The following is a 22,854-nucleotide window of genomic DNA, read 5'->3' as shown; positions in this document are numbered from 1 at the left end:
TTCAAACAATCCGGAAAGCGCCGGGGGTGATGCTGGTTTGTTTTTTGAAAAAGTTATTAAAATGCGCGGGTTCTTCGAAGCCCAGGGCATAACTGATTTCGGATACGTTCCAGTTGGTATGTTTCAGTAAGGCTTTGGCTTCGCTGGTAAGCCGCTCTGCAATATGCGTAGTGGTGGTTTTACCGGTGGTATCACGGATGGCACGGTTCAGGTGGTTCACATGTACAGCAAGGTGCCGGGCAAAGTCGCTGGCTGATCTGAGCGCAAAACGTTGTGAGGGCGATTCGATGGGAAACTGTCTTTCCAGCAAATCCGTAAACACGGCGGTAATGCGTGATTTTGCATCAGCGTGTTGATAAAGCGTTTCTGAGGGCTGCATTTTGAGTGCATAGTGAATGATTTCCATCAGAAAATTCCTGAGCAAATCATATTTATATACATAATCGGAATTGATTTCCGTCAGCATCTTTTCATACAACTGTGATATTTCTTTATCCTGTACTTTAGTTAGTGGGTAAGAAGGAATACCACCGGGAACCATCATCGGCAGTTCATGAATATGCCCTCTGCCTGCACTCGAAAAAAAAGATTCCCGGAAGATGCAAAAGTAGCCCAGACTGTCCCCCGACAGGGACTCCCAGGCATAAGGTACCTGCGGGTTGAAGAAAATCAGCGCAGTACCTTCTATTTCCACCGTTTTATCCGCATAATGAAAAAGGTAATGTCCTCTTATCAGACTCACTTTATAAAAATCACGACGACTATAATTCACTTTCATTTCTCCATCTACCACACAGTCTCCCATGCGAAACACATTAAAGTGTCCGAGCTCCTGGTCCAGTTTTTCCGGAACCGCATTGAATTTCTTCTCGTAAAACGCCTGTAATGTTTCTGTCTTTAACATTTACCGAAGTTACAAAATTCAATGCGGTTTTAATCCTGTTCCTCAACACAACACAATAGCTTTTTGCTTTCGGCTTTTTGCTTTCGGCTCATCAGCACGCCAGCACCAGCTCTTCCGGGTCACGGAATTTACGTTCACTGCTTTTAATGGGTACGTCGTTAATGGCAGCCAGGCGGCGTTGCATGAGTCCATCGGCATTAAACTCCCATAATTCGTTGCCGTAGGAGCGGAACCAGTTACCGGCCTGATCGTGCCATTCATATTCAAAACATACGGCGATGTGGTTATCATTGAAGCTCCAGAGTTCTTTTTTCAGGCGGTAGTCCAGTTCTTTTTCCCATTTTTTGGTGAGAAAGGCCACTACTTCTTCCCGGCCGTTAATGAACTGATCGCGGTTGCGCCAGGTGGTGTCTGTTGTGTATACCAGCGATACTTTCTGCGGGTCTTTGCTGTTCCAGGCATCTTCTGCCAGTTGTACTTTTTGCAGGGCGGTTTCACGTGTAAACGGAGGGAGGGGAAATTTCTGTTCCATGATTATTGAATTTAGATAATTAAATTTAGATAGATCGATCTGTCTATTTAAGATGATAAAAAAAAGATGCACGAGCATCTTATATTAAAGCCACTGCCATGGCTTTCGCTTCCTGTACCGGCCACTGATGCCTATACAACTGGCTTTCTACAATGGCAGATTCAAACAACAGGTATACATGATCCTTCACGGCCTGCTTCTCTTTGTTGAGGATATCGCTGAGAAAAGCACGCAGGTCCTTCTTATGGTCCTGGATAACCGTCAGCACCGCCGTATCCTTCTCCGTAGTTTCCGATAATACATTCAGGAAGGCACAGCCCCGGAAATGCTCCTTTTCGTTGTTGCTGGCCAGGAAATCGAAGGCTGCCTGGATTTTCTCCTTCGCCTTGCTCCCCTTGTCGGTAAATGCCTTTAAACCCGCCATCCAGTCGATGTGACGCTGGTGTAAAAACGCCAGCAACAACGACTCCTTCGATTCATAGTGCATATATAAGCTGGCCCTTGCCACCCCCGCTTCTGCCAGCACCTGGTTAATGCCGGTGGCATGGTAACCCTGCTGGTAAAACAGCTGCGTAGCCGTATCCAATAAACGCTGCTTCGGATCGCTTATCTTCTTCTTCATAAAACAAAGATATACAAAAATAGACAGATCGATCTATCTTTTTTTTATTTTTTTCAGATGAGGTAGGCAGGATCTTTCCGGATAATTTCCACACCCTTCTTTCCTGCGATGATAGCGGCATGTGCCATATTATAAAAAAGAGAGGTTTCGAGGATACCGGGAATTTCCTTTAAACGGTGATTCAAACTATCCAGAGGCGGGAAGGAACGGAACCAGATATCGATGAGTAAGTTGCCATTTTCTGTAATAACGGCGCCATCTTTCTTACTACCCATCCGGATCACGGGATTAGCCAGCGAAAATATTTTTGTCAGTTGCTGCAATACAAATGGACCCGCATCGGGGATCACTTCTATCACCACCGGAAAAGTCGTGTATAGCTGTCCTACGTACTTAGATCCATCTCCTAACAGGATAAACTTATCTGCCATGGCTGCCAGCAACTTTTCCCGGGTATGGATACCACCGCCGCTTTTCAGGGCATTCAGCTGGTGATCAAACTGATCACAGCCATCAAAATAGATATCCAGCCGCGAAACTGCACTGATATCTTTTATTTGAAAATCGTGTTCCAGCAAGAGCTGCCGGGTACTAAAAGAAGAGGTCACCAGCGTAATACTTTTCGCTAAGGTGACCTCTTCTTTTAAAAAATTTACCAGGTGCGCAATCGTACTACCCGCACCTATGCCTATTAACTGACCGGGTTTTATAAAGTCTAATGCCGCCTTTGCAGCCACTTGTTTCAGATCTTCCATATCAGGATATTATATGGCAAAGATCAGGATAAACTTTATTAAACCGTTATCCTATAACGCATTCCTTTTTTAGTATTAAAGCGCAACACGCCATTTTTATACTGATGTGGCACCGCTGCTCCGGCAGCATCCTTTACGGTAGCCGTTTCCGGCAGCACCAGCTTGCAGGGCGCTCCACTGCCAGATAAAATACTTACTTCCTGTACGGCTTTATTCTTCCAGCTAAAATCTACGGCGAAGTCATTCATCGCACGGAGGCCTTTGATATGGCCGGCAGCAAACTGTTCACCCTCCGGCAGCGCAGGCAATAACCGGATGATATTTTCCTTACCATGGCTTTGTAACAACATTTCGGCGATACCGGCAGTAGCACCGAGGTTGCCATCTATCTGAAACGGCGGATGCGCACAGAAAAGGTTGGCGTAAGTACCGGCGCCGGAACTCATCTTGATCTCACTACCAGCAGCAGCAGGCACCCATAATTCTTTCAGCATTTTATACGCATGGTTGCCATCTCCCAAACGGGCCCAGAAAGCCACTTTCCAGGCGCGTGACCAACCTGTACCACCATCGCCGCGTCTATTCAGCGTTGTTTGTGCGGCAGCAGCCATTTCCGGTGTATCCCAGGGCGTAATTTCATCATAAGGATACAGGCCATATAACGGAGATACATGGCGGTGATGCGGATCTGCTTCTTTATAATCTACCAGCCATTCCTGCACGCCGCCAGTAGAAGGACTGATTTGATTAGGCGCCAGTTTCGATATCACTACTTTCAGGCTATCTGCCCAGCCCTTATCCGTTTGCAGGATACGCGCTGCTTCCAGGTTAGCCCCCAGCAAGTCGCGGCAAATTTGCATATCCATGGTAGGCCCCATACAGGTTGATCCCGTCTTTCCGTTAGGCAATACGTAAGAGTTTTCCGGCGAGTTAGACGGCGCAGTCACCAGCCATTGATGCGAAGGTTCTGTAATCAGGATTTCCCTGAAGAATGTGGCAGCCCCTTTTAATACCGGGTATACTTCTTTCAAAAACTGTTTATCATTGGTATATTGATAATGTTTCCAGAGATGGGAAGCTACCCAGGCGCCGCCTGTTAATGCCGATCCCCAGTCGGCTCCTTCGCCCGGTGAAGTGAAGCCCCATGGATTATAGATCACGTGGGCCATCCAGCCATCCGCGTTGTAATACGTACGCGCAGTGTGCTTACCAAACTTCGCCATTTGTTTAGCCAGTGCAAACATAGGCTGATGACAGTCGGATAAATTCGTTACTTCTGCCGGCCAGTAGTTCATTTCTACGTTGATATCGAGATGATAATCCCCGTTCCATGGCGTCTGGTATTCTTCTGCCCAGAGTCCCTGCAGATTGGCTGGCATGCCGCCTTTGCGGGAAGAGCTGATCAGCAGGTAGCGGCCAAAATTGAAGTACAGCGACACCAATGAGGCATCTTTTTCACCTGTTTGTAAACGTTGTAAGCGATCAATCGTAGCGAGATTTTTTACCGCATCATTGCTATTGTCTGTAAACGACAACTGGCAACGGTTGAACAACGATGTATAGTCTTTCACATGTGCCTCCACCATTGCAGGCCACGCTACGGTAGCTGCTTTCGTGATATCGACCACTGTTTTTGGCAATGGGTCTGCGCCTCTCTTTTCTACATTCGGCCAGTTCAAATCGGTATGCGCGCCTATCAGCAACAGGCACTCATCTGCACCGCTCACGGTAACCTGGTTGTTATGCGTGGTTTTGGTACCTCCTTTTGGTAATACTTTCAGTATAGCGGCGTACTTCACGCCTTCGTCGTCATTACCACCATTTAAAGTACCACGCATGATCACATCGCCATTGGTGGTGCTCATATTCACCCGTTCCTGGCGATACAGGCCCGTGGTAAACGACAAACTACCCCGCTTGCTGGCGACCAAACGAATAACCGTTACCTGCTGTGGCGCAGATACCAATACTTCTTCTTTATAGGTAACGCCATTCTTCTCCCAGCTAACAGTGCTGATAGCACTATCCAATTTCAGCTGACGCTGATAATTACGTGTAGCCGACACCGTATCTTTCCATTGAATAAACAGATCTCCCAGCGTCTGGTAGCAGCCGAATTTTACATTAGCGCCATTACCACTGCCGGAGCCGGGGCCCTGGCAAATAAAGTATTGCTGCAACATTTGCTGTGCCTCAATATTCTTACCTTGTAACAGCAACTGCTGGATTTTAGGGAGATAGGGTGCCGCTGCTTTGCTGTCGGCATCCTGAACACCACCACTCCACATAGAGATCTCATTTAACACAATCCGCTCCCGGTTGGTATTTCCAAATACCATGGCGCCTAAGCGGCCATTACCCAGTGGAGCAGATGCCGTAAAATGGGTGGCCGGTTCGCTGAAACGAACCGTAACATCTGATTGCGCCGACAACGTCAGGGCGCCTAATAAACATACAGTTTGTAATGTGGAATATAGCTTGCAGTTCATGAGCATCAAGATATATAAAATCCCGCTGCAGTGAAAGCTCAAAGCGGCAATTGCGAATTAGCCATTAACAAATGTGAATTTTGTATTTGACCGGGAGAGGTAGCTACCCGAGTCGTTTTATACCTTCCAGGCATGCACGCGCATTATGGTAAGGACATTTCCATAAGCCTGCTTTATCTTCCTCCATCACACTATCATCTTTATATACCCCCCAATACCATTCTCCATTGGTTTTATCAATCATATGGCGGTCAATAAAGTGCCAGGTATTCACCGCATGTTCCAGGTAGCGGCCTGCTGGCTGCAACTGCCAGGCGTTGATAAACCCTACCAATGCTTCTGCCTGCGGCCACCAATGCTTTTCAGCGACCATATGGCGCTGCGCTGTTTCATATTCATACCATAATCCACCATCCTTGTCCAGTCCGCCGCTAATAGTAGCATTAACAATCACCAACGCCAGCTGCCGGTATTGCCCTACCAGCCGGCTGTCACCAATAATTTCCGCCGCCTCCAATAATAACCAGCTGGCTTCAATATCATGACCGTAAGAAACATTATTACCTTTTATGGCCCATTGCTCATCAAAAAACAAGTGCAGATGACCGCTTTTTTTGTCGATGATTTTATCGTAGAACAACAGCAACAAATCCTGTATGGCTGACTTCAGCTGCAGGTCCGGCCAAATCGTATATAAGTTGGCATAGGCCTCCACCACGTGCAGGTGGGTATTCATCGTCTTCTTTTCGTTGGCGTCTTTATCACTTAAGCGCAGGTCGCTGAGGTCGTGCCACTCGCGGGTAAACGCTTCAAAGTAGCCACCATGCACAGGATCGAGGCTATGCGTTGCAATACTTTGATAGAGTGCTTTGGCTGTTGTCAGCACGGCCGGGGATGCGGTGATTTTATAATATTCACTGTAGGCGTACAATGCAAACGCAATGGCATATACCTGTTTTTTTGTTTCCGCCGGTTCTCCGTTTTCATGTACGGTCCAATATACGCCGCCGTAGGTATCGTCTATAAAATGGGTGGAAAAATAATGATACGCGCGATCGGCCATGGCCAGGTACAAGGGATTGGCGCTGGCGTTGTATGCTGCTGAAAACGTCCATAAAATACGGGCATTCAATACCGCCCCCTTCAAAGCACCTGGCACGGGGATATTGTCGTTTTTCAGCTGACCGTAAAATCCACCGTGTATTTCGTCCGGCGTATATTTCATCCAGTACGACAAAATATTGATCAACTCCTGTTGTAATGCCGCTTTCAGTGTGAGTGGTGTCATGGTCTTCTTTGTTCCAGTTCAGCAGAGATCGTCGTTACCCGCTCCTCAGACAGCGGATACATAGCGATAAATACAATAGATAAAACAGATCCGATGGCGGGCAAAAAACTTAGCATCAGCAGGATACCCTGCTGTGCTCCATCTGCCTGTACTTCATTCGCCTTAAATCCAAACGCACCAAGCAGCCAGCCAGTAAGCGCGCCGCCTATTGTCCAGCCAAACTTCTGCGACATAGACGAGGAAGAAAAAATCAGTCCTGTAGCACGGCGGCCATTCTTCCATTCGGAGTAGTCGGCAATGTCGGCATACATGGACCATAGCAATGGAAAAATAATGCCGGCGCATACGCTGATGATGAATTGAAATACAAAGATCAACACCAGCTGCTCCCTGCCTAACCAGTAAAACAGGATACTGAATATAGAAGCTATCACCATGGCGCCGAGATAGGTATTCTTCTTCCCTAATTTATTGCCAGCTGCCGATGCCAGGATCACGCCGAGAATATTAGCCCCCTGCCCTACCATCAGGTAAAGCGTGGAGTAAGTGACATTCATGCTGCCTAACTTAAACGCATCTACGTTTTGTATGTAGTATTTAAAGTAATATAGTGTGGCGCCGTCGCGGATAGAATTAAAGATCAATGCCGCAATGCCTGCGCCGAGCAGAATCCACCAGGGCCTATTGCGGTAAAGGTCACGGAGATCATCCTTCAGAGACGCAGGGGTTTCCCCAATCGACTGTACTCTTTCTTTTACCCAGGCAAAACATAGCAGGAACAACATCACACAAATCAATGCAATCACCGCTACGCCCAGCTGCCAGCCCCGTTGCAGGTTGGGAACGCCGGTAGTGCTTTTGCTAAAGAAATTCACCAGTGGCTCAATGAGCGCCAGGGCAATAAAACTACCACCAAAAGCAAACGCCATGCGAAAGGAAGCCAGCGTATTCCGTTCCTTTCCATCAGCAGATATAACGCCCAGCAAAGAAGCATACGGTACATTCACCAAAGAGTAAATCATCATCATGGCAGAATAGGTAATATACGCGTAGATAAGTTTACCGGCAGGTGTATAATCCGGCGTAGTGAAGGTGAGCACCCCAATAACACCGAAAGGAATAGCCATATACAAAATATAGGGACGGAACTTGCCCCAGCGGGAGTGGGTTCTATCGGACAACGTGCCCACTACCGGATCAAAAAAGGTATCCCAGATCCGGGTAATCAAAAACATGGTACCTACCGCTGCTGCAGTGAGTCCCATTACATCGGTATAAAAAAATAACAAATACATGCCGAACAGCTTCCAGAACATAGAAGAAGCCATATCTCCAAAGCCATACCCTACTTTTTCTTTTAAGGTAATTTTATTACTCATAGGTGGAATTATACTATAAAGTTCATAACGTTGCCAATGGCAAATCTATCTCTATAATAGGCATTTTTTGTAATACTTATTTATCTATTCCGGGTGCTTTGTTATCCATTGGGCAAATCAGGCTTCCGCTACGGTAATTTCATAGCGACTGGCATTATGCAATAAGTGTACGGGACGCTGTGTACGGGTTCCCCACGCGTCAGTAAAACAGGCGCCAAAATAGAAGATCAGTGAAGAGTAAAACATGAAAAGCAATAATAACACCGTAGATGCTGATGCACCATAAATGCTGTTAATACTGCTATAGGTAAGCATTACCTTTAAGATGGCCTTCCCTATATTAAACAGAATGCTGGTCACTAATGCACCGGTGAGCCCTACTTTCCAACGTGGACGGCCATCTGGCAGGAAATTAAAAACCAGGAAAAACCAAATCGTTACAATAATTACGGAGATCACATAATTAAGCGCACTATCATAATAGATGCCAACGGCTGGCACATATTGATTAATGTACTTACCCAGGAAAGTACGGGCGGCATCTGCCACCAGGTCGATGATAAATAAGATGCCCGCAAAAATAATCACCAGCACCCCATTCAACCGGGATAACATAATTTGCCCGAAGCTTGCTTTATGCATAGCCCGTATTTTCCACAACTCATTCAGGGAGCCTTTTATAATTTTGAATAGTGTAGTGGCTACAAACAATAAAAACATGAACCCTGCAATAGCAATGATCCAGTTTTGTGCAATACTCCGGAATGCCCGGAGCGTTTGCAAAATGGCCTCGGTAGTTTCAGTACCAAACATTCCCTCCAGCTGTACCATTAAGCGTTTGCCAGCATGCTGTATCCTGAAAATAATGCGCAGTAACTGAATGAGGATAATAAGAATGGCTGGCAGGGCGAAGGTGGTAAAAAAGGCCGTGGCCCCTGCCATACGCAACGGATCATTTGCCTGTAATACTTTATATGCGTCTTTAAACGAAAGCAGAAATAACTGCCAACGGGGTAATATTTTTGCTGTTGTAACGGTTTCCATGCCTGCCCTATTCGGGCCCAATTTACTGATTAATTTTCGTTGGCAAGGCGATCTGCCGCTAAATAACTAACTTTATGCCGCATGGATGCCCATATCTACATACCAAAGAATGAACTACGTGAGGCCATCGATTATATCTGGTATCATGAGGCTGCAAGGGTAAAACTACAGGCCTATAATATTCCTTTCCTTCACCAGGAACTGATTATTAATTTAGGCGGACATTTTTCTCTTACCCGGCGGCAGCTACGATTCGGGTATCCACGCGCCGGCGGCATCACCGGTGTACATTCACAACCTACCATCACCAAGGCACAGGGGCACTATGCCGCGTTGGGAATAATGCTGAAACCTTTTGGATGGTATCGCCTGTTTGGTATTTCAGCAGCCACGCTGAGCAAACAGCCATTAACCCTCACCGCCATCTGGGGTGATGCGGCGTTGCCTTTACTCACTGAGCTGGAAAACATGACTACGCGACAGGAGAAAATCAAAGCATTAGAAGCATTTCTATTACGCATGGCACGCCCGCAAAGCATACCGGAAGAAATACATACGTTGCAGTTAGCCCCGGTTTTACACAAAGGACATATTAAATCACATATTTCCGATACCCTCATTTCTTCCAAAAAATTTATTGACACCAGCAATATGGTGTTGGGCTTACCGCCTAAAAAATATACGCACCTGTTGTTAGTCAATGCTGCTATTAAACAAATTGCCGCGAATCCGGAATTGTCCCTCACCACCGTTGCTTACGATAATGGGTTTTATGACCAGGCACATTTTATACGGATCTTCAAATCCTTTGCGGGGATTACACCTTCCGCATATCGATTCGCTGTGCGGGAAAATCGCGTGCCTGCTACGTTTCCGAATACTATCTTCCTGCAATAAAAAAGCCTTACTACAAAATAGTAAGGCTGCTAAATCACTTGGGGGACGTTAGTAACAGTATGGTAGAAATGTAGTTTTAATATCCGCCGAAAGGAGGTGTTCTGAAAGGCACCCACTCCGCAATCTTGTCGATGCTGACTTCGATGGAGGCTACCCGCAGCTCCAGTACATCAAAGCGGTGATCCATTTTTTCTTCTAGCACATCGATTCGTTCATCAACGGCATCGAAACGTTTGTCGATGGCATCGAAGCGGAGGTCCATGGCATCCATTCTAAGATCCATGGCATCAAACCGACGGTCCATCGCATCAAACCGACGGTCCATCGCATCGAACCTGCGATCTACAGCTTCGAAGCGCTCGTCGATGGCGTTGAAACGTTCGTCTATCGCATCAAATCCTGTCACAATCGCATGCTCTAATCTTCCGAAAAGTTTTAAGACGTCTTGTGTATCCATTTTTTTTGGCAATTTTGATTCCTCAAATTTACTGCTAAATGAATGTGCAAAAACATATCTTATCAGATATTTTTTATTGCACTATTATCTCGCCAAACTACCTATCAGACTGATTCTTATCCGATCAAAACAAGCGGAAATTTTGTACAATTTTTCTTCTTTTCTATTCTTCACCTTTGCATAAAAAACAAATGCGAAAACTGAAAATATATACTGCGATGAGTCTTGATGGATACATTGCCACGAAAGAGGGAAACATTGATTGGCTGACCAGCTTTCCTAATCCCGAAGGAACGGACTATGGCTATGCTGCTTTCATGACAGGTATCGACACCACCCTTATGGGAAATAACACATACAAGGATGTATTAACACTCAGCGAAACGTATCCCTATCCGGATAAAACCAATTACGTTTTTACACGCGGTAACAATGAAGTGGATACGGAATACGTACAATTCATCAACAGCGATATCGAAGGATTTGTAAGTAAGTTGAAAGCTGCCCCTGGTAAAGATATTTGGCTTGCTGGTGGAGGACAGCTAAATGGAGCATTGTTACAGGCAGATGTAGTAGATGAAATGATTGTACATGTGATACCAGTAGTATTGGGAGATGGACTACCGTTGTTTGGAGGTATTGCTATGCAGAAAGTTTTCCGGTTGGTAGATACGAAGACTTATAGCAGCGGCGTATTGGAACTACATTATGTAAGCTTTTAGCTTTTAGCTTTTAGCTTTTAGCTTTTAGCTTTTAGCTTTTAGCTTTTAGCAAAATGCAGCGGAGAACATACTAAATGTTTACCTCCGCTGCATTTTGCTAAAAGCTAAAAGCTAATGGCTAAAAGCTACCTCACATACTGCGCCACGCCCTGACCAAATGACCAGCCAGCCAAATCGTTTTCTACCAGAACAATCACCACATCATTGATACTAACGGGCGTGGTGGCTGCTATCCGGGTAGCAATACTCTTATACAGTCCCTGCTTTTGTTCTACTGTCCTGCCGCCTCTGGCAGTAATGCGTATGTAAAGCAGGTTATCTGTATGTGGTACGTCCAGGAAGCTGGAAGGATAAAGTATATCACCGGGTTGCATAGAATGAATGACCTGGAAATAATCATCCGCCGGCACATTGAAGTGCTCTTCCAAACTATGATGTACGGCAAGGGAAATATCTTTTTTATGGGCGGCGGTGAGATGAGCACCGAGATAGATTTGTACAAAAGGCATAACTTATTTTTTTATGATGATAGGTGGCTGATCGTGTTTCAAGAGATATACGGCTACAAAAGTGGCCGGTTTATCTGTTTGTGCATTTTTAAAAACAGCAATTTCTTTTCCTGCCATTTCGCGGAAAGCATCGCCGGGATGCAGGGTTACAGCAGGTTCTCCTGTAGGCTGATAAATTACTTCGCCGGATACAATATAGCCGTATACTTCTCCGGGATGATAATGTACCGGGGCGCCTTCTCCGGGGCCCAACGTAATTTGATCCATTCTTACCTGTTCTATGGTTGTGGCAGGCAATGGTTGCTGCAATAATGTTTTGCGTGCCAGCGGCGTTTGTGCGCCGGCGCTTCCCGCTAATAATACCGACATAATCACCAGTAATTTTTTCATTGGAAGAAGATTTCCTCACAAACTTACTATCTTTCCATACATTTATAATATTGAAACATTTAATACAACACTTTAATAAAACTAAATCATGAATATCGACCTGCTGGAGCTTGATTTGCTACGCACATTTGTACTGGCAGTAGATCTGGACAGCTTCGCCAGAGCGGCAGATCAGGTAGCCCGTTCGCAATCGGCCGTAAGCCTGCAAATGCAGCGACTCGAAGAAATAACAGGGCAGCAGCTGTTTCTTAAACAGGGCCGTGGCTGGCGCCTCACCGCCAGCGGAGAAATGCTGTTGGGTTATGCCCGGCAAATGCTCGACATTAACCAGCAGGCTATTACCGCACTCACAGCCACTCAGATAGCAGGCAAAGTAAAACTGGGCCTTCCGGCAGATTTTGCAGAAAGTGGACTTCCCATAGCGCTGGCCCGCTTCGCCGCCATACATCCGCAAATGGAGATTGAAGTCACCCTGGACCGGCAATTCATACTCACTCAACAACTGCAAAGCGGTAAACTCGATATCGTTGTCTCTTTCGGAGAAACCACTCCTAAAAACGCACTCCCCATTGGAACGCTGCCTGTAAGATGGATAGGTGGAAAAGACAGCACCGCCGCACTACTGCAGCCCTTGCCCCTGCTCCTGTTTGAAGCGCCCTGCCTGTTCCGTAACAACGGCCTCACAGCACTCGAAAAAGTAAAACGCAAATGGCGGCCGGCATTGACCAGCGGTAGTGTGGCTGGCATGTGGGCCGCCGCCCAGGCAGGCCTTGGCGTTACCATCCGCACAGAAATAGGCATGCCCCCTACCTGCCAGGTACTCCCTACTTCCAGTGGTCTTCCTTCGTTACCAGAGGTGGCTGTATTTATGCTCACCCGCCAAAAAACACCTTCCCCGGCCATTAAACGGCTGATCGACATTCTGCATGAAACCATCACCACACAGCTGAACGACATCCGTAAAAAGCCTAAAAAGGGCGTTAAATAAAAGCCCCCCGCGGAAGCGGGGGGCATCTGTCTTTATTCATCATCCCTTTACAAGGAAACTTCTTGCACCGGCGAATAAATCATATCCTCGATGCCAGCTATTTTGATGCCCACACGGGCAAAAACTGTTTTCTGCGCAGGTACCAATGCGGGTACATCTACCTGTAAACTAATGTTGGCAGGATCTGTAATACTTCCTCCACTCAGGTCTTTCGTGGCGATACTATTACGTCCATCCACAAACTGTGTTTTACACACATACAACGATACCCGCTCTATATCCCGCGCATTCAAGTCTTTTATAATCTTCTCTGCCGCGAAAGTAGCGGTCACCGTTTTACCAGCTACCACCCACTTCGGGGAACGGATCATATAGTAAGGCAACACCTCAATATCACGCGTGAGATTACCCGAAATGGTCAATGGAATAGTATCTGTATTCGTGGTTTTATCCGGAATAGAACGAAAAGGCCCCTGTGCCGCAGGAATGACCAGCTTATACGTCGCATTAAACAACAGCGCGGAAAATTTACCATCCTGGCTGATGCTCACGTTAATGGGTATACTTTTTCCCCATCCCGGCTCCCACAACTCAAAATACACATCGTTGTAACTTACATTGATGGACTCGCCCTGATATACCAACCGTCCGCTGAACGTGTTGGAAGGCGCTTTATAATTATCTTTTTTACAGGAGGCAGCCAATATACCTGCCACCATCATGATCATATATTGCAACTTAGTTCTCATCATACATCGCTTTACTGGTTAGGATTTTTCACTATTTTCGGATTGTTGTTCCGGATATCATCTCCGATAAACCCATAGTAATTGCCCATCCGGAACAGATGCGCGGAAGTAACGGCTCCCGGCAATACCTGCTTGAAGATATACTTCCCGTTATTGGCACCACCCGGATCATATACCTTGTAAGGCCATAATGCAAACACCCGCGTGCTGGACTCATCGCTTTTTCCGGGTTGCGTTGTCAGCGGCGTTTTCACGCCATTCCATACCTTATGCGCTAAACGCCAGCGTTTCATATCCCAGAACTCATGGCCTTCAAATGCCAGTTCTACTTTTCTTTCATGCACGATACGATCAAAAGTGATATCAGCAGCCGTTAACGGCGTTTTGAAGCCCGCTCTTTCGCGCACCTGGTTCATGTATCCCGCCGCTACATCGCGCTGCCCCAGCTCAAAGGCTGCTTCCGCTGCATTCAGCAATACTTCCGCATACCGGTACCTGATCCACCATACCTCACTCTGCGTACCAATACGACCGGAACCCACCGTTGGGTCCATATATTTCCGGATGATAAAACCAGACTGGGCGCTGAATTCCAGGTTGTTCACCGGGCCATCAAAACCCACCACCTGTACATCCGGACCATTGGGCTCCAGCTTTCCTTTGGCGCCGAAGTTGTCACCGGTAATAACGCGACCATCTTTCAGCTGGTATCCCGCCCAGATGTCTACCTTCTTGTCTTTAAACTCAGATCCGGGCAGAATAACAGTAGCGGCTAAACGTGGATCTCTGTTGGCGAACAGGTCCTGTGGATCACTATAGTATACATAGCCGCCCCCTGCTGCGTTGATATTCAACGGCGCAAAAGTGTTGTCCAGTAACTCAAACGACTGCACGAGATTTAAAGAGGGATTCAAACGTCCACCCTGCTGCTCTTCCGCATTGGAACGGGGCTGGCTCCATAACGTCCACGGCTGTACTCTGCCACTTTGCAGTTTAAAATCTTTCGCAAAAATCACCTCCGGATTAGAACCTTTGTCGATAAACAAGCTGATAAAATTCTGTGTCAGGTTATCGCTGTTCTTTTTATACAACGCGTAGTTACCGCTGGTGATCAGCTCCTGCGCTGCCTGCAACGCGGTAGTGTAGTAGCCATTCGCCTTGGCAACCGGGATACCTACTTCCCCACCTGGCAACGTAACCTGCGGCGTTGTAGCGCCATACTTCGCAATAGAGCCGGCGTATAGTGCTGCACGTGCTTTGGTGGCCAGCGCCAGCCCAACAGTAGCACGGGTTTTACTAATAGGGCTGGAAGGCAGGTACCTCTTCACCGTATCCATTTCACTGATTACAAAGTCGTAGATCTCCGACTCCTTCGCCCGTGGATGCTGCAGATATGCAGGGTCACCCTGATAGTTATATTCCAGTGGCGTTAATATCAGCGGTACGCCACCTACCCGTTTCGCTTCTTCAAAATATACCACTGCTCTCAGGTACCGCGCTTCTGCAATAAACCGGTTCCTTACATCGGTTTTTAATTTGGTAGAAGTACCACATTTATCAATGAAGATATTCAGCTCGCGGATATAAGCGTAATCCCAATAGGTGACCTCTCCGGCGTCTTTTATAATCATACCCGGAAACACATACGGATACTCCGTAAAACTGTGTCGCCAGTACTGGCCATTTTCTGAAGCAAATGCTTCATCGAGGCGTGCAAATTCTCCCCAATTATCAATGGTTTGCACTACCATGGAAGGAATGTTACTATTATTCACATCTGTTTGACGATCCGGATAACGGTCGTACAAATCGGCCAGCACGGAGAGGATGAGCCCTTCATCATTCCAAAGTTGCTCGTCCTGCAATACATTGGAAGGAGCCACATTGAGGAAATCTTTATCGTTACACCCTGCACTCAATGCCAGTATGGCCATGCATATATATAACCAACTTTTTTTCATAACGAATCTGTTTAGTACTTAGAAAGTAAGGTTCAACCCAATATTCACCAGCTTATTCTGCGGATACTGCAACCCGTTTTCATCCGTAATTTCCGGCTCTATCCCCAGGCTTTTCACGTTATCCAGCGAAAACAGGTTGTACGTGTTGATATAAACCCTGGCTTTCTTAAACCGAACCCGGTCCAACAGTTGCTGTGGAATGGAATAGCCCAACTCCATGGTTCTCAGCCTGATGTAGTGCACATTATGCAGCCAGAAAGTAGAAGGCTTATTGTAGTTGCTGTGATCGCCCTTATTAAAGCGTAAGGGCGGATTTTTACCCGGTATCCATTTACTGTTTACATCGAAAGGATCTTCGCGGTGCCACCGGTCATCGTAGAACTGCTTCAATAGGTTGCCGCCATTTTGAAATGGCCATCTCATTTCCCAGTTTTGATTATAAGAATACATAGATCCTCCGGAGAAATCAGCCGCAAAGTCAAACCCATTCCATCTTATGCCCAGGTTAAAACCGAAGTTAACGGTGGGGTTGCCGGTAGTCTGGTAGCCGATAGGCCTTTCATCGTTTCCATCTATCACATTATCTCCATTCATATCTTTATAGATGATATCACCGGGCAACAACGTTTTATTACCTTTCCCATCTATGTTCACCGGATACTTATTAATTTCCTCCTGCGACTGGAATTGTCCGATAGCTTCATATCCCCAATAGATGCCATTCCAGCGGTTTTCAATGGAATTGCGGTAGTGATCCAGGGAGTTGCCCCACACCGGCTTATACGACTGCAAAAACCTGCTTCTTGAATAAGATACATTACCGCCTACCACGAAATTCACTTTGCCTACATGCGTGGTATACGCCGCTGAAAACTCGCCCCCCTTCTGCTGATCACTGTTTACATTTTCATCGGGTAACCCATAGCCAATTTCACCGGGCACCAGTACATCGTATTTGCGACCGCGCAAACCAGACCGTTTGCGGTTGAAGAAATCGAGTGCGCCATACACCTTACCATTCCACAACTGGTAATCCACGCCCACGTTAGCAATCTTACTCACAAACCAGGAAAGACGGTCATTAGGCACCCCTTTATCGCGGGAACCCTTGATAACAGTACCATCCAGGATTACGGTAGAAGTAGCATAGGTATAACCACGCATATAATCGTAAGCGCCGATGCCGATATCATCATCTCCCAATTCGCCATAAGATCCGCGGACTTTCAATTCTGTGAGGATACTATTACTACCCAGCCATTTTTTAAAGAAAGGTTCTTCTGTTAAACGCCATCCGGCAGATATAGAAGGGAAAAAGCCCCACCTTTTATCCGGCGCAAATTTCCAGGAACCATCGTAACGGCCAGCTACTTCCAGGAAGTATTTGTCGCCGAAGCTATAGTTAAACCGGCCAATATAGCCTATCCTGGCTTCGGTCCAATCGGCATCATTATAGGTATCCATATCGGAAAACTGGATCAATGGCAACAGGTTGCTTTTAGGCACTGCATGTACCCATACATCCAGCTCCCGCCGTTTAATTCTTTCGGATACAAAAGTGCCGCCGATGGTATGTCTGCCGAAGGTGTTATTATAATTCACCTGTCCCTGCAGTACATTTTCCAGCACTTTATGGGTGCCGCGTTCCCGCCATGGATTGGAGCTACCGCCGGTACGGTCATAGGTATCTGTTTCCGCCCGGTAGGTATACGTATCGTACGTATATTCGTGACCGTTCATGAGCTTATCGGCATAGTAGTAAGAATACATGCCTTTTAATGTCAGTCCTTTGATGGGCGTTTCATAAGTACCATTGAAGTTGGTTTGCAGCACCCGCCAGTCTTCTGTCCAGTATCCGGAGATGGCTTTGCTTTGTACTGCCCAGTTCTCCGTATTGTGTCCGATGTCATTTGGATATTTCGGGTTATCGTTAGCATAGGGTCGTTCAGTGGGGCGGTTGCGGAATAAGGCAAAGCGGGGCGCCCAATAGTCGTCGCCTCCGGGCACACCTGGGTTGTCTCGTTCTTCAATACGCCCGTTGATTTGTACACCTACTTTCAATCGCTTCGCTATTTTGGCATCTACATTACTCTGGATGTTAGTGCGATTAAAATCAAACTCGCGGCCGAGCACGGACTTTTGATCCAGTCGTGTTACCGACAAATAATAGTTGATATTTTCTGATCCGCCGGTAGCATTTACGTTGATGGAATGTTGCGGCGCATTTTTCTTAATGATGAAATCGTACCAATCGAAGCTCTGGTAGCCTTTTTCCGTACCTGCTTTCCATTTGGCGAGTTCTTCTTTCGTGATATCTGTACGGGGATCTTCGGCATTCATTTCAGCGTCTGCTTTACCCAACATCCATTCGTAGGCATTTACCGTTTTAGGGAACCTCGACCAGTTCTGCCATCCCGTATAGCCGTCTACGTTAATTGTATTACTGCCGGCTTTACCACGTTTGGTGGTTACCACAACCACCCCATTGGCGGCCCTTACCCCATAAATAGCTGCAGAGGCGTCTTTCAGTACCGTGATACTTTCAATATCATTGGGAGAAATGTTGTTAAACTGACCGGCATCTTTCTGGATACCATCAATGACATACAAGGCGTTTCCGAAATTACGGATCTGTATATTGGCGCCGGCGCCAGGGCGACCGTCGGGCATACGGAAAGAAACCCCTGGTATTTTACCCGCCAGGGTAGCGCTCACCGTAGAAGCGTGTACCCGTTCCAGTTCCTTGCTGGTAACGCCGGAAATGGCGCCGGTAACGGATTCTTTCTTTTGTGTACCATAACCTACTACAATGACTTCACCGAGACCTTTGCTATCTGTTACGAGTCGTATGTTAATTTCCTTTCTATCACCTACGGTTACTTCCTGCTTTATATAGCCTACAAAAGAAAACACCAGTACTGAGTTTTGATCGGGAACAGCCAGATTATAGGTACCATTAGCGGTGGTAGAAGTCCCTTTGGCGGTACCTTTCAGGCTAATGGTGACGCCGGGCAATGCCACGCCCTGCTCATCTGTAACCTTACCGGTGATATTAATATCTGTGGGTGCAGCATGCGCAATAAGCACAGCAAAGAGCAGTAATACTGTTAAGTACAGGCATGGGCCGGCCAGTATTACATTCCGGATTTGATCCCGGATACGTAATCGTTTTTTCATAACTATTTTTTGTGTGGTCTTATAAATGATCAGTCTTCCATAACTGTCGCTGGTTGATAGTTCTGTCGATTTATTTTACTACGGGGAATGCTACTATTCTCACTTTGGTGCAGCCATAGGGCACCAGGGTAATCACTTCTTCTTTATCGTTTACTTTGCCTTTATAAACACCATTTCTATCGGTGATGGGTTGTGGCGCTACATCATCTACCAACTTCCATTCAGGGATCTTTTTCCCGGTGGTGGTAATGGCGATGGGCGCGTGGGCCAGGTTCCATACAAAGTCGGCAGCTGCGGGTTGTACATTGCTGACTTTCAGATATTGAGCGGGCGACTGAATCACTTTCTCCGGCAGGCCATAGTTCCAGTCTTCCTTAGGATATACACTGAAATAATCACCTTCTACCTCATCATGTCCTTTCTCCCACTGCTCATTTAACTTCAACGCATATACGAGCGGACCCCGCTCTATCGCTCTTGAATTACGCCCCCAGTTGGAGGTACGCACGGACATAGGTAGTTGCAGGGTGAGCTGGTCATTGTTATTCCAGGTACGTTGTATGGTAATGATCTGACCGCCGCTATCTCTGCGAAGCGGTTGGCCATTCAGCAACACAACAGCTTCAGCACACCATGCCGGAATACGCAGCTGTAAAGGGAAAGCCACGGCTTTCGGCATTGTCAGGTTAAACTGTATCTGTTCCTCAAAAGGATAGCTGGTCACTTCTTTGATGGTCACCGCGGTGTTGCTTTTTCCTAACTTAGTGGTCACTTCATTCGGGCTATAGGTGAATGCTGCTAATCCTTTTCCAGCGGTACTGTACCAGAGATGAGTGGTAAACTTCGTCCAGCCCTGGTGCATGTTAGCCAGACAGCAGGTGCAACCACTGCGCATGCCTAATACATTATTCATTTCGCGGTCGAAGGGCAAGGAGAAATTAAATACCCCTCTTTTAATATTTACCTGATTCGCCATCTGGAAATATTGTCTGGCGTTGTAGTCGTCTGTTGTTTGCGTGGGCAGGGCGTTAAACGTCATGCGTTCCAATGCATCTGCATAAGCAGGATCACCAGAGATGCCGATAATCTCCTCCAGTGAAAACATAGCTTCTACTACGGCACACAGCTCTGCTCCCTGCGTAGGGGCGTTACCGTGTAAATCTTCATCTGCGGAGAAAATACCCATGGGTAACCCGTGCAGGTTCATCAAATCTGTGAAGCCGGTATGCAGGTATTGCAGGTATTGTTTATTGCCGGTGCGCTGATAATTTAGTGCCGGCGCTTTCAGGCCCATACCTACATTCACACCATGACGGCGCATCCAATGTTGATCATTTTGTTGCGCCGCAGCATCGATCACCCAGCTGCGATTACCCAGCCAGGTAGTCCAGGCAAACGACTGAGACTCCAGCAGCGCCGCCAGTTCCAGCAACTTCTTATCTTTCGTGATACCATACAGCCATTGTGCTATCATGATATTTTCTGAACCCCGGGAGGTAGCCCATTCTGTCCACTTTCCAAGCGGACAAGCTTTCAATACCTGCAGCTGATAATTAAAGTACCGCGTCATAAAAGGTAAAACGCGGGCATCATTTGTGGCCGTATAATATTGTTGCAGTGCTTTCAACATCACCATCTTAGGCCACCAGTCTTCCCCGGCTGCGGCGTTATTCACGCCAATGGTGGTATTGTTTTTCCGTTCTGTCTCCGTCAATGGACCAAAATAGCCGGACGGACGCTGCTGTTGCAAAGTCCAGTTGATATAACGCAATACTTTTTCCTGCAATACTTTGTCATCCAACAGGTAAGCCAACGGTACAGCGCCATCCAGCCAGTAAGGTGTTTCCTCCCAGCCGTCGCCTTTTCCTCCCAGCCAGCCATTGTCGTTTTTTACTTTATTATATACTTCATCCAAATGACCGGTAGTGCCATCCCGCATGATTTGTAGCTGGTGCCGCAGCCATCCCTGTGGCTTAATAGCGCCCAGTGGTAATGACTCGTACACAGGTTTTACATACGTGTTGCCATCAGCTCGGGTACCCGGCGAATGCAATGCATCCGCCGGAATAACACCTACAAAAAAAGCAGAAAGAATAAATAAGCCAAACGACTTTCGCTTTCTCATTGTTATGGTTTTATGGTTACCAAAGCCGGGTTATATAACTTCTGATGAATGGCCTTCAATTTCTCCAATGGCATCTTCTGTACTTTACGATCGTAGGTCATCAAACCATTTATTTCTACTTCCACATCCGTGGTTTGTGTATATACTGCCGCCGATAATCCTTGTTTGATCAATGTTTCCAGCCTGTCGGTAAAACCGCTGTAGTGTTTGAAGAGGTCGTCCGCATTTTTGAAGCTCTGATAGCCCCAGTTATCTTTTTGCTGCCATACGTGGTCATTTACCGGCAATCCAAGGCCGCCGAATTCTCCCAGCACAATGGCGCGTTTATCGCCGTATATAGCCGGATCTGGCATCGCTGGTTCCGGGTAATTATGCAGATCGATGATATGGCCTATGGGATAGAAGTTACCACCACTGGCAGTATTCACCAGTCTTGACGGATCTTTCTCCATGGTCCATTTGGCAATGTCCATGGTTTTAAATTGCCCCCATGCTTCGTTGAATGGCGTCCATACTACAATAGAAGGATAGTTGTATAAATGATCGATAATCGCATTCCATTCCTTTCTGTAGTATCCTTCTGATTCAGCGGAACGATGCTGATCGGTAGCACGGTCAATAACACCAGGGCGGGGTTCCCAGCCATTGCCCAGGTCGCCGCTTGGCATATCCTGCCATACCATAATACCCAGTTGATCGCAGTAGTAGTACCAACGTGCGGGCTCTACTTTGATGTGTTTGCGGATCATGTTAAAGCCCATCGCTTTTGTTTGCGCAATATCAAATTTAAGCGCTTCATCTGTTGGTGCAGTGTACAATCCGTCAGGCCACCAGCCTTGATCCAGCGGACCAAATTGAAATACAAAGCGGTTATTCAACAACATACGCTCAATACCATTGGCATCTTTACCAATAGACGATTTACGCATGGCAAAATAGCTTTTCACTTCATCGATCACTTTTCCTTTACGTGTAACCGTTAACTTTAGATCATACAGAAAAGGAGATTCGGGCGACCATAATTTTGGAGACGCAATTTTCAGCACCGTGGTTTCTCCACTCAGCGTGCCTTCTGCTACTTTATTGCCACCATCAAAAGCGGTAACCGTTACCACGTCTCCTTCTTTTGCATTTTGCACGTTGGCTGATATCGTCAGACTTTGGTTATCAATATCCGGTGTTTGTTTAGTACCTGCGATGTAAGTATCGGCTACTGCTTCTACCCATACTGTTTGCCAGATACCCGTTACCGGTGTATACCAGATGCCTTCCGGTCTTTTTACCTGCTTGCCTCTTGGCTGTACCCCTTCGTCGGTAGGGTCCCACACTTTTACCACAATATCCTGTTTGCCTTTTTTCACGAATGCTGTAATATCAAGCGTAAAAGGATCAAAGCCACCTTCATGATTGCCAGCTTCCTGACCATTCACGTAAACGGTAGTACGCCAGTCAACCGCGCCAAAGTGCAACAGTATTTTTTTGCCCTGCATGGCAGACGGCAAGGTCAACGATGTATTATACCAGAGTACATTATCTTTTCCTACATTTTTTCCTACGCCGGAAAGAGCAGACTCCACTGCAAACGGAACCAGGATTTGTCCATCCCAGGTAGCGGGCTTGTCGTCGCTCTTTGGTTTAATGGCATAGTTCCACAAGCCATTCAGGTTTTTCCAGTTGCCACGAACCAGCTGTGGACGAGGATATTCAGGCAACACAGCGGTAGGCGTTACCTGTTCACTCCAGGTAGTAGCAATTTTCCCTGTTACCATTTTCCACTGCTGTTGTGCCTCCACGGTATTCCATCCGAGTCCCAATGCCAGTGCAATAATTAAGTGCGTCTTTTTCATATGTCTGCTTAAAATGATT

19 protein-coding genes are annotated in these 22,854 nt (G+C 46.7%); 3 read left to right on the top strand and 16 right to left on the bottom strand.

The window, feature by feature from the left end; all coding sequences use genetic code 11:
- Position 1: 1 nt before the first annotated feature.
- The 8 genes from AC1DFM_RS27355 to AC1DFM_RS27320 all read right to left on the bottom strand — a co-directional run bounded on the left by AC1DFM_RS27355 (position 2) and on the right by AC1DFM_RS27320 (position 9,013).
- The gene (locus tag AC1DFM_RS27355) at positions 2-904 is read right to left on the bottom strand and encodes a helix-turn-helix domain-containing protein (protein ID WP_477079952.1); all 903 of its coding nucleotides are present in this window, start codon (positions 902-904) and stop codon (positions 2-4) included.
- A 91-nt stretch (positions 905-995) separates the two neighbouring features.
- A complete protein-coding gene (locus tag AC1DFM_RS27350) occupies positions 996-1,436 on the bottom strand; it encodes a nuclear transport factor 2 family protein (protein ID WP_477079951.1) in 441 nt (146 codons plus the stop codon).
- Positions 1,437-1,515: 79 nt separating this feature from the next.
- Positions 1,516-2,058 carry a TetR/AcrR family transcriptional regulator gene (locus AC1DFM_RS27345; protein WP_477079950.1) on the bottom strand — a complete coding sequence of 181 codons (543 nt, stop codon included), beginning with the start codon at positions 2,056-2,058 and terminating at the stop codon, positions 1,516-1,518.
- A gap of 53 nt (positions 2,059-2,111) precedes the next feature.
- Positions 2,112-2,813, bottom strand: a complete 702-nt coding sequence (gene rpiA / locus AC1DFM_RS27340) for a ribose 5-phosphate isomerase A (protein WP_477079949.1) — start codon at positions 2,811-2,813, stop codon at positions 2,112-2,114.
- Positions 2,814-2,851: 38 nt separating this feature from the next.
- Positions 2,852-5,302, bottom strand: a complete 2,451-nt coding sequence (locus AC1DFM_RS27335; RefSeq protein ID WP_477079948.1) for a glycoside hydrolase family 95 protein — start codon at positions 5,300-5,302, stop codon at positions 2,852-2,854.
- Between the two features lie 103 nt (positions 5,303-5,405).
- Positions 5,406-6,590, bottom strand: a complete 1,185-nt coding sequence (locus tag AC1DFM_RS27330) for an AGE family epimerase/isomerase (protein ID WP_477079947.1) — start codon at positions 6,588-6,590, stop codon at positions 5,406-5,408.
- Positions 6,587-7,969: an MFS transporter gene (locus tag AC1DFM_RS27325; RefSeq protein WP_477079946.1), complete on the bottom strand. Its 1,383-nt coding sequence runs from the start codon at positions 7,967-7,969 to the stop codon at positions 6,587-6,589. The genes AC1DFM_RS27330 and AC1DFM_RS27325 overlap by 4 nt, the downstream gene beginning before the upstream one ends.
- A 117-nt stretch (positions 7,970-8,086) precedes the next feature.
- A complete protein-coding gene (locus AC1DFM_RS27320; protein ID WP_477079945.1) occupies positions 8,087-9,013 on the bottom strand; it encodes a YihY/virulence factor BrkB family protein in 927 nt (308 codons plus the stop codon).
- Positions 9,014-9,094: 81 nt separating this feature from the next.
- On the opposite strand from AC1DFM_RS27320, the gene AC1DFM_RS27315 reads away from it, so the two are divergent.
- Positions 9,095-9,910 carry an AraC family transcriptional regulator gene (locus AC1DFM_RS27315; RefSeq protein WP_477079944.1) on the top strand — a complete coding sequence of 272 codons (816 nt, stop codon included), beginning with the start codon at positions 9,095-9,097 and terminating at the stop codon, positions 9,908-9,910.
- 76 nt (positions 9,911-9,986) lie between these two features.
- Here AC1DFM_RS27315 and AC1DFM_RS27310 read toward each other — a convergent pair whose 3' ends face one another.
- Positions 9,987-10,367 (bottom strand): hypothetical protein, encoded by a 381-nt coding sequence (locus AC1DFM_RS27310; protein ID WP_477079943.1) that lies wholly within the window; start codon positions 10,365-10,367, stop codon positions 9,987-9,989.
- Positions 10,368-10,558: 191 nt separating this feature from the next.
- Between AC1DFM_RS27310 and AC1DFM_RS27305 the strand changes: the two genes are divergently transcribed.
- Positions 10,559-11,089: a dihydrofolate reductase family protein gene (locus AC1DFM_RS27305; RefSeq protein WP_477079942.1), complete on the top strand. Its 531-nt coding sequence runs from the start codon at positions 10,559-10,561 to the stop codon at positions 11,087-11,089.
- Positions 11,090-11,214: 125 nt separating this feature from the next.
- Here the strand turns inward: AC1DFM_RS27305 and AC1DFM_RS27300 are convergent, their stop codons facing one another.
- Both AC1DFM_RS27300 and AC1DFM_RS27295 read right to left on the bottom strand, forming a co-directional pair.
- On the bottom strand, positions 11,215-11,598 hold the full coding sequence (locus tag AC1DFM_RS27300) for a tautomerase family protein (RefSeq protein WP_477079941.1): 384 nt from the start codon (positions 11,596-11,598) through the stop codon (positions 11,215-11,217).
- Between the two features lie 3 nt (positions 11,599-11,601).
- Positions 11,602-11,988: a cupin domain-containing protein gene (locus AC1DFM_RS27295; RefSeq protein WP_477079940.1), complete on the bottom strand. Its 387-nt coding sequence runs from the start codon at positions 11,986-11,988 to the stop codon at positions 11,602-11,604.
- Between the two features lie 88 nt (positions 11,989-12,076).
- Here AC1DFM_RS27295 and AC1DFM_RS27290 point away from each other — a divergent pair, with 88 nt between their 5' ends.
- A complete protein-coding gene (locus AC1DFM_RS27290) occupies positions 12,077-12,976 on the top strand; it encodes a LysR substrate-binding domain-containing protein (RefSeq protein ID WP_477079939.1) in 900 nt (299 codons plus the stop codon).
- 47 nt (positions 12,977-13,023) lie between these two features.
- Here AC1DFM_RS27290 and AC1DFM_RS27285 read toward each other — a convergent pair whose 3' ends face one another.
- From AC1DFM_RS27285 to AC1DFM_RS27265, 5 genes are all read right to left on the bottom strand, one after another.
- On the bottom strand, positions 13,024-13,728 hold the full coding sequence (locus tag AC1DFM_RS27285; protein ID WP_477079938.1) for a DUF3823 domain-containing protein: 705 nt from the start codon (positions 13,726-13,728) through the stop codon (positions 13,024-13,026).
- 8 nt (positions 13,729-13,736) lie between these two features.
- Positions 13,737-15,686 (bottom strand): RagB/SusD family nutrient uptake outer membrane protein, encoded by a 1,950-nt coding sequence (locus AC1DFM_RS27280; RefSeq protein WP_477079937.1) that lies wholly within the window; start codon positions 15,684-15,686, stop codon positions 13,737-13,739.
- An 18-nt stretch (positions 15,687-15,704) separates the two neighbouring features.
- A complete protein-coding gene (locus AC1DFM_RS27275) occupies positions 15,705-18,863 on the bottom strand; it encodes a SusC/RagA family TonB-linked outer membrane protein (RefSeq protein WP_477079936.1) in 3,159 nt (1,052 codons plus the stop codon).
- 70 nt (positions 18,864-18,933) lie between these two features.
- Positions 18,934-20,988 (bottom strand): beta-L-arabinofuranosidase domain-containing protein, encoded by a 2,055-nt coding sequence (locus tag AC1DFM_RS27270; RefSeq protein ID WP_477079935.1) that lies wholly within the window; start codon positions 20,986-20,988, stop codon positions 18,934-18,936.
- Between the two features lie 2 nt (positions 20,989-20,990).
- Positions 20,991-22,835: a glycoside hydrolase family 2 protein gene (locus AC1DFM_RS27265; RefSeq protein ID WP_477079934.1), complete on the bottom strand. Its 1,845-nt coding sequence runs from the start codon at positions 22,833-22,835 to the stop codon at positions 20,991-20,993.
- Positions 22,836-22,854 lie beyond the last annotated feature (19 nt).

Source organism: Chitinophaga sp. 05T412, assembly GCF_056396465.1.
The sequence above is the reverse complement of the archived record's forward strand: the minus strand, read 5'-3'. Positions and strand labels throughout refer to the sequence as shown.

Bases quoted from the DNA above. Each gene is read 5' to 3' on its own strand.
- AC1DFM_RS27355 (WP_477079952.1), bottom strand. From the start codon at position 904: ATGTTAAAGACAGAAACATTACAGGCGTTTTACGAGAAGAAATTCAAT.
- AC1DFM_RS27350 (WP_477079951.1), bottom strand. From the start codon at position 1,436: ATGGAACAGAAATTTCCCCTCCCTCCGTTTACACGTGAAACCGCCCTG.
- AC1DFM_RS27345 (WP_477079950.1), bottom strand. From the start codon at position 2,058: ATGAAGAAGAAGATAAGCGATCCGAAGCAGCGTTTATTGGATACGGCT.
- rpiA (WP_477079949.1), bottom strand. From the start codon at position 2,813: ATGGAAGATCTGAAACAAGTGGCTGCAAAGGCGGCATTAGACTTTATA.
- AC1DFM_RS27335 (WP_477079948.1), bottom strand. From the start codon at position 5,302: ATGAACTGCAAGCTATATTCCACATTACAAACTGTATGTTTATTAGGC.
- AC1DFM_RS27330 (WP_477079947.1), bottom strand. From the start codon at position 6,590: ATGACACCACTCACACTGAAAGCGGCATTACAACAGGAGTTGATCAAT.
- AC1DFM_RS27325 (WP_477079946.1), bottom strand. From the start codon at position 7,969: ATGAGTAATAAAATTACCTTAAAAGAAAAAGTAGGGTATGGCTTTGGA.
- AC1DFM_RS27320 (WP_477079945.1), bottom strand. From the start codon at position 9,013: ATGGAAACCGTTACAACAGCAAAAATATTACCCCGTTGGCAGTTATTT.
- AC1DFM_RS27315 (WP_477079944.1), top strand. From the start codon at position 9,095: ATGGATGCCCATATCTACATACCAAAGAATGAACTACGTGAGGCCATC.
- AC1DFM_RS27310 (WP_477079943.1), bottom strand. From the start codon at position 10,367: ATGGATACACAAGACGTCTTAAAACTTTTCGGAAGATTAGAGCATGCG.
- AC1DFM_RS27305 (WP_477079942.1), top strand. From the start codon at position 10,559: ATGCGAAAACTGAAAATATATACTGCGATGAGTCTTGATGGATACATT.
- AC1DFM_RS27300 (WP_477079941.1), bottom strand. From the start codon at position 11,598: ATGCCTTTTGTACAAATCTATCTCGGTGCTCATCTCACCGCCGCCCAT.
- AC1DFM_RS27295 (WP_477079940.1), bottom strand. From the start codon at position 11,988: ATGAAAAAATTACTGGTGATTATGTCGGTATTATTAGCGGGAAGCGCC.
- AC1DFM_RS27290 (WP_477079939.1), top strand. From the start codon at position 12,077: ATGAATATCGACCTGCTGGAGCTTGATTTGCTACGCACATTTGTACTG.
- AC1DFM_RS27285 (WP_477079938.1), bottom strand. From the start codon at position 13,728: ATGATGAGAACTAAGTTGCAATATATGATCATGATGGTGGCAGGTATA.
- AC1DFM_RS27280 (WP_477079937.1), bottom strand. From the start codon at position 15,686: ATGAAAAAAAGTTGGTTATATATATGCATGGCCATACTGGCATTGAGT.
- AC1DFM_RS27275 (WP_477079936.1), bottom strand. From the start codon at position 18,863: ATGAAAAAACGATTACGTATCCGGGATCAAATCCGGAATGTAATACTG.
- AC1DFM_RS27270 (WP_477079935.1), bottom strand. From the start codon at position 20,988: ATGAGAAAGCGAAAGTCGTTTGGCTTATTTATTCTTTCTGCTTTTTTT.
- AC1DFM_RS27265 (WP_477079934.1), bottom strand. From the start codon at position 22,835: ATGAAAAAGACGCACTTAATTATTGCACTGGCATTGGGACTCGGATGG.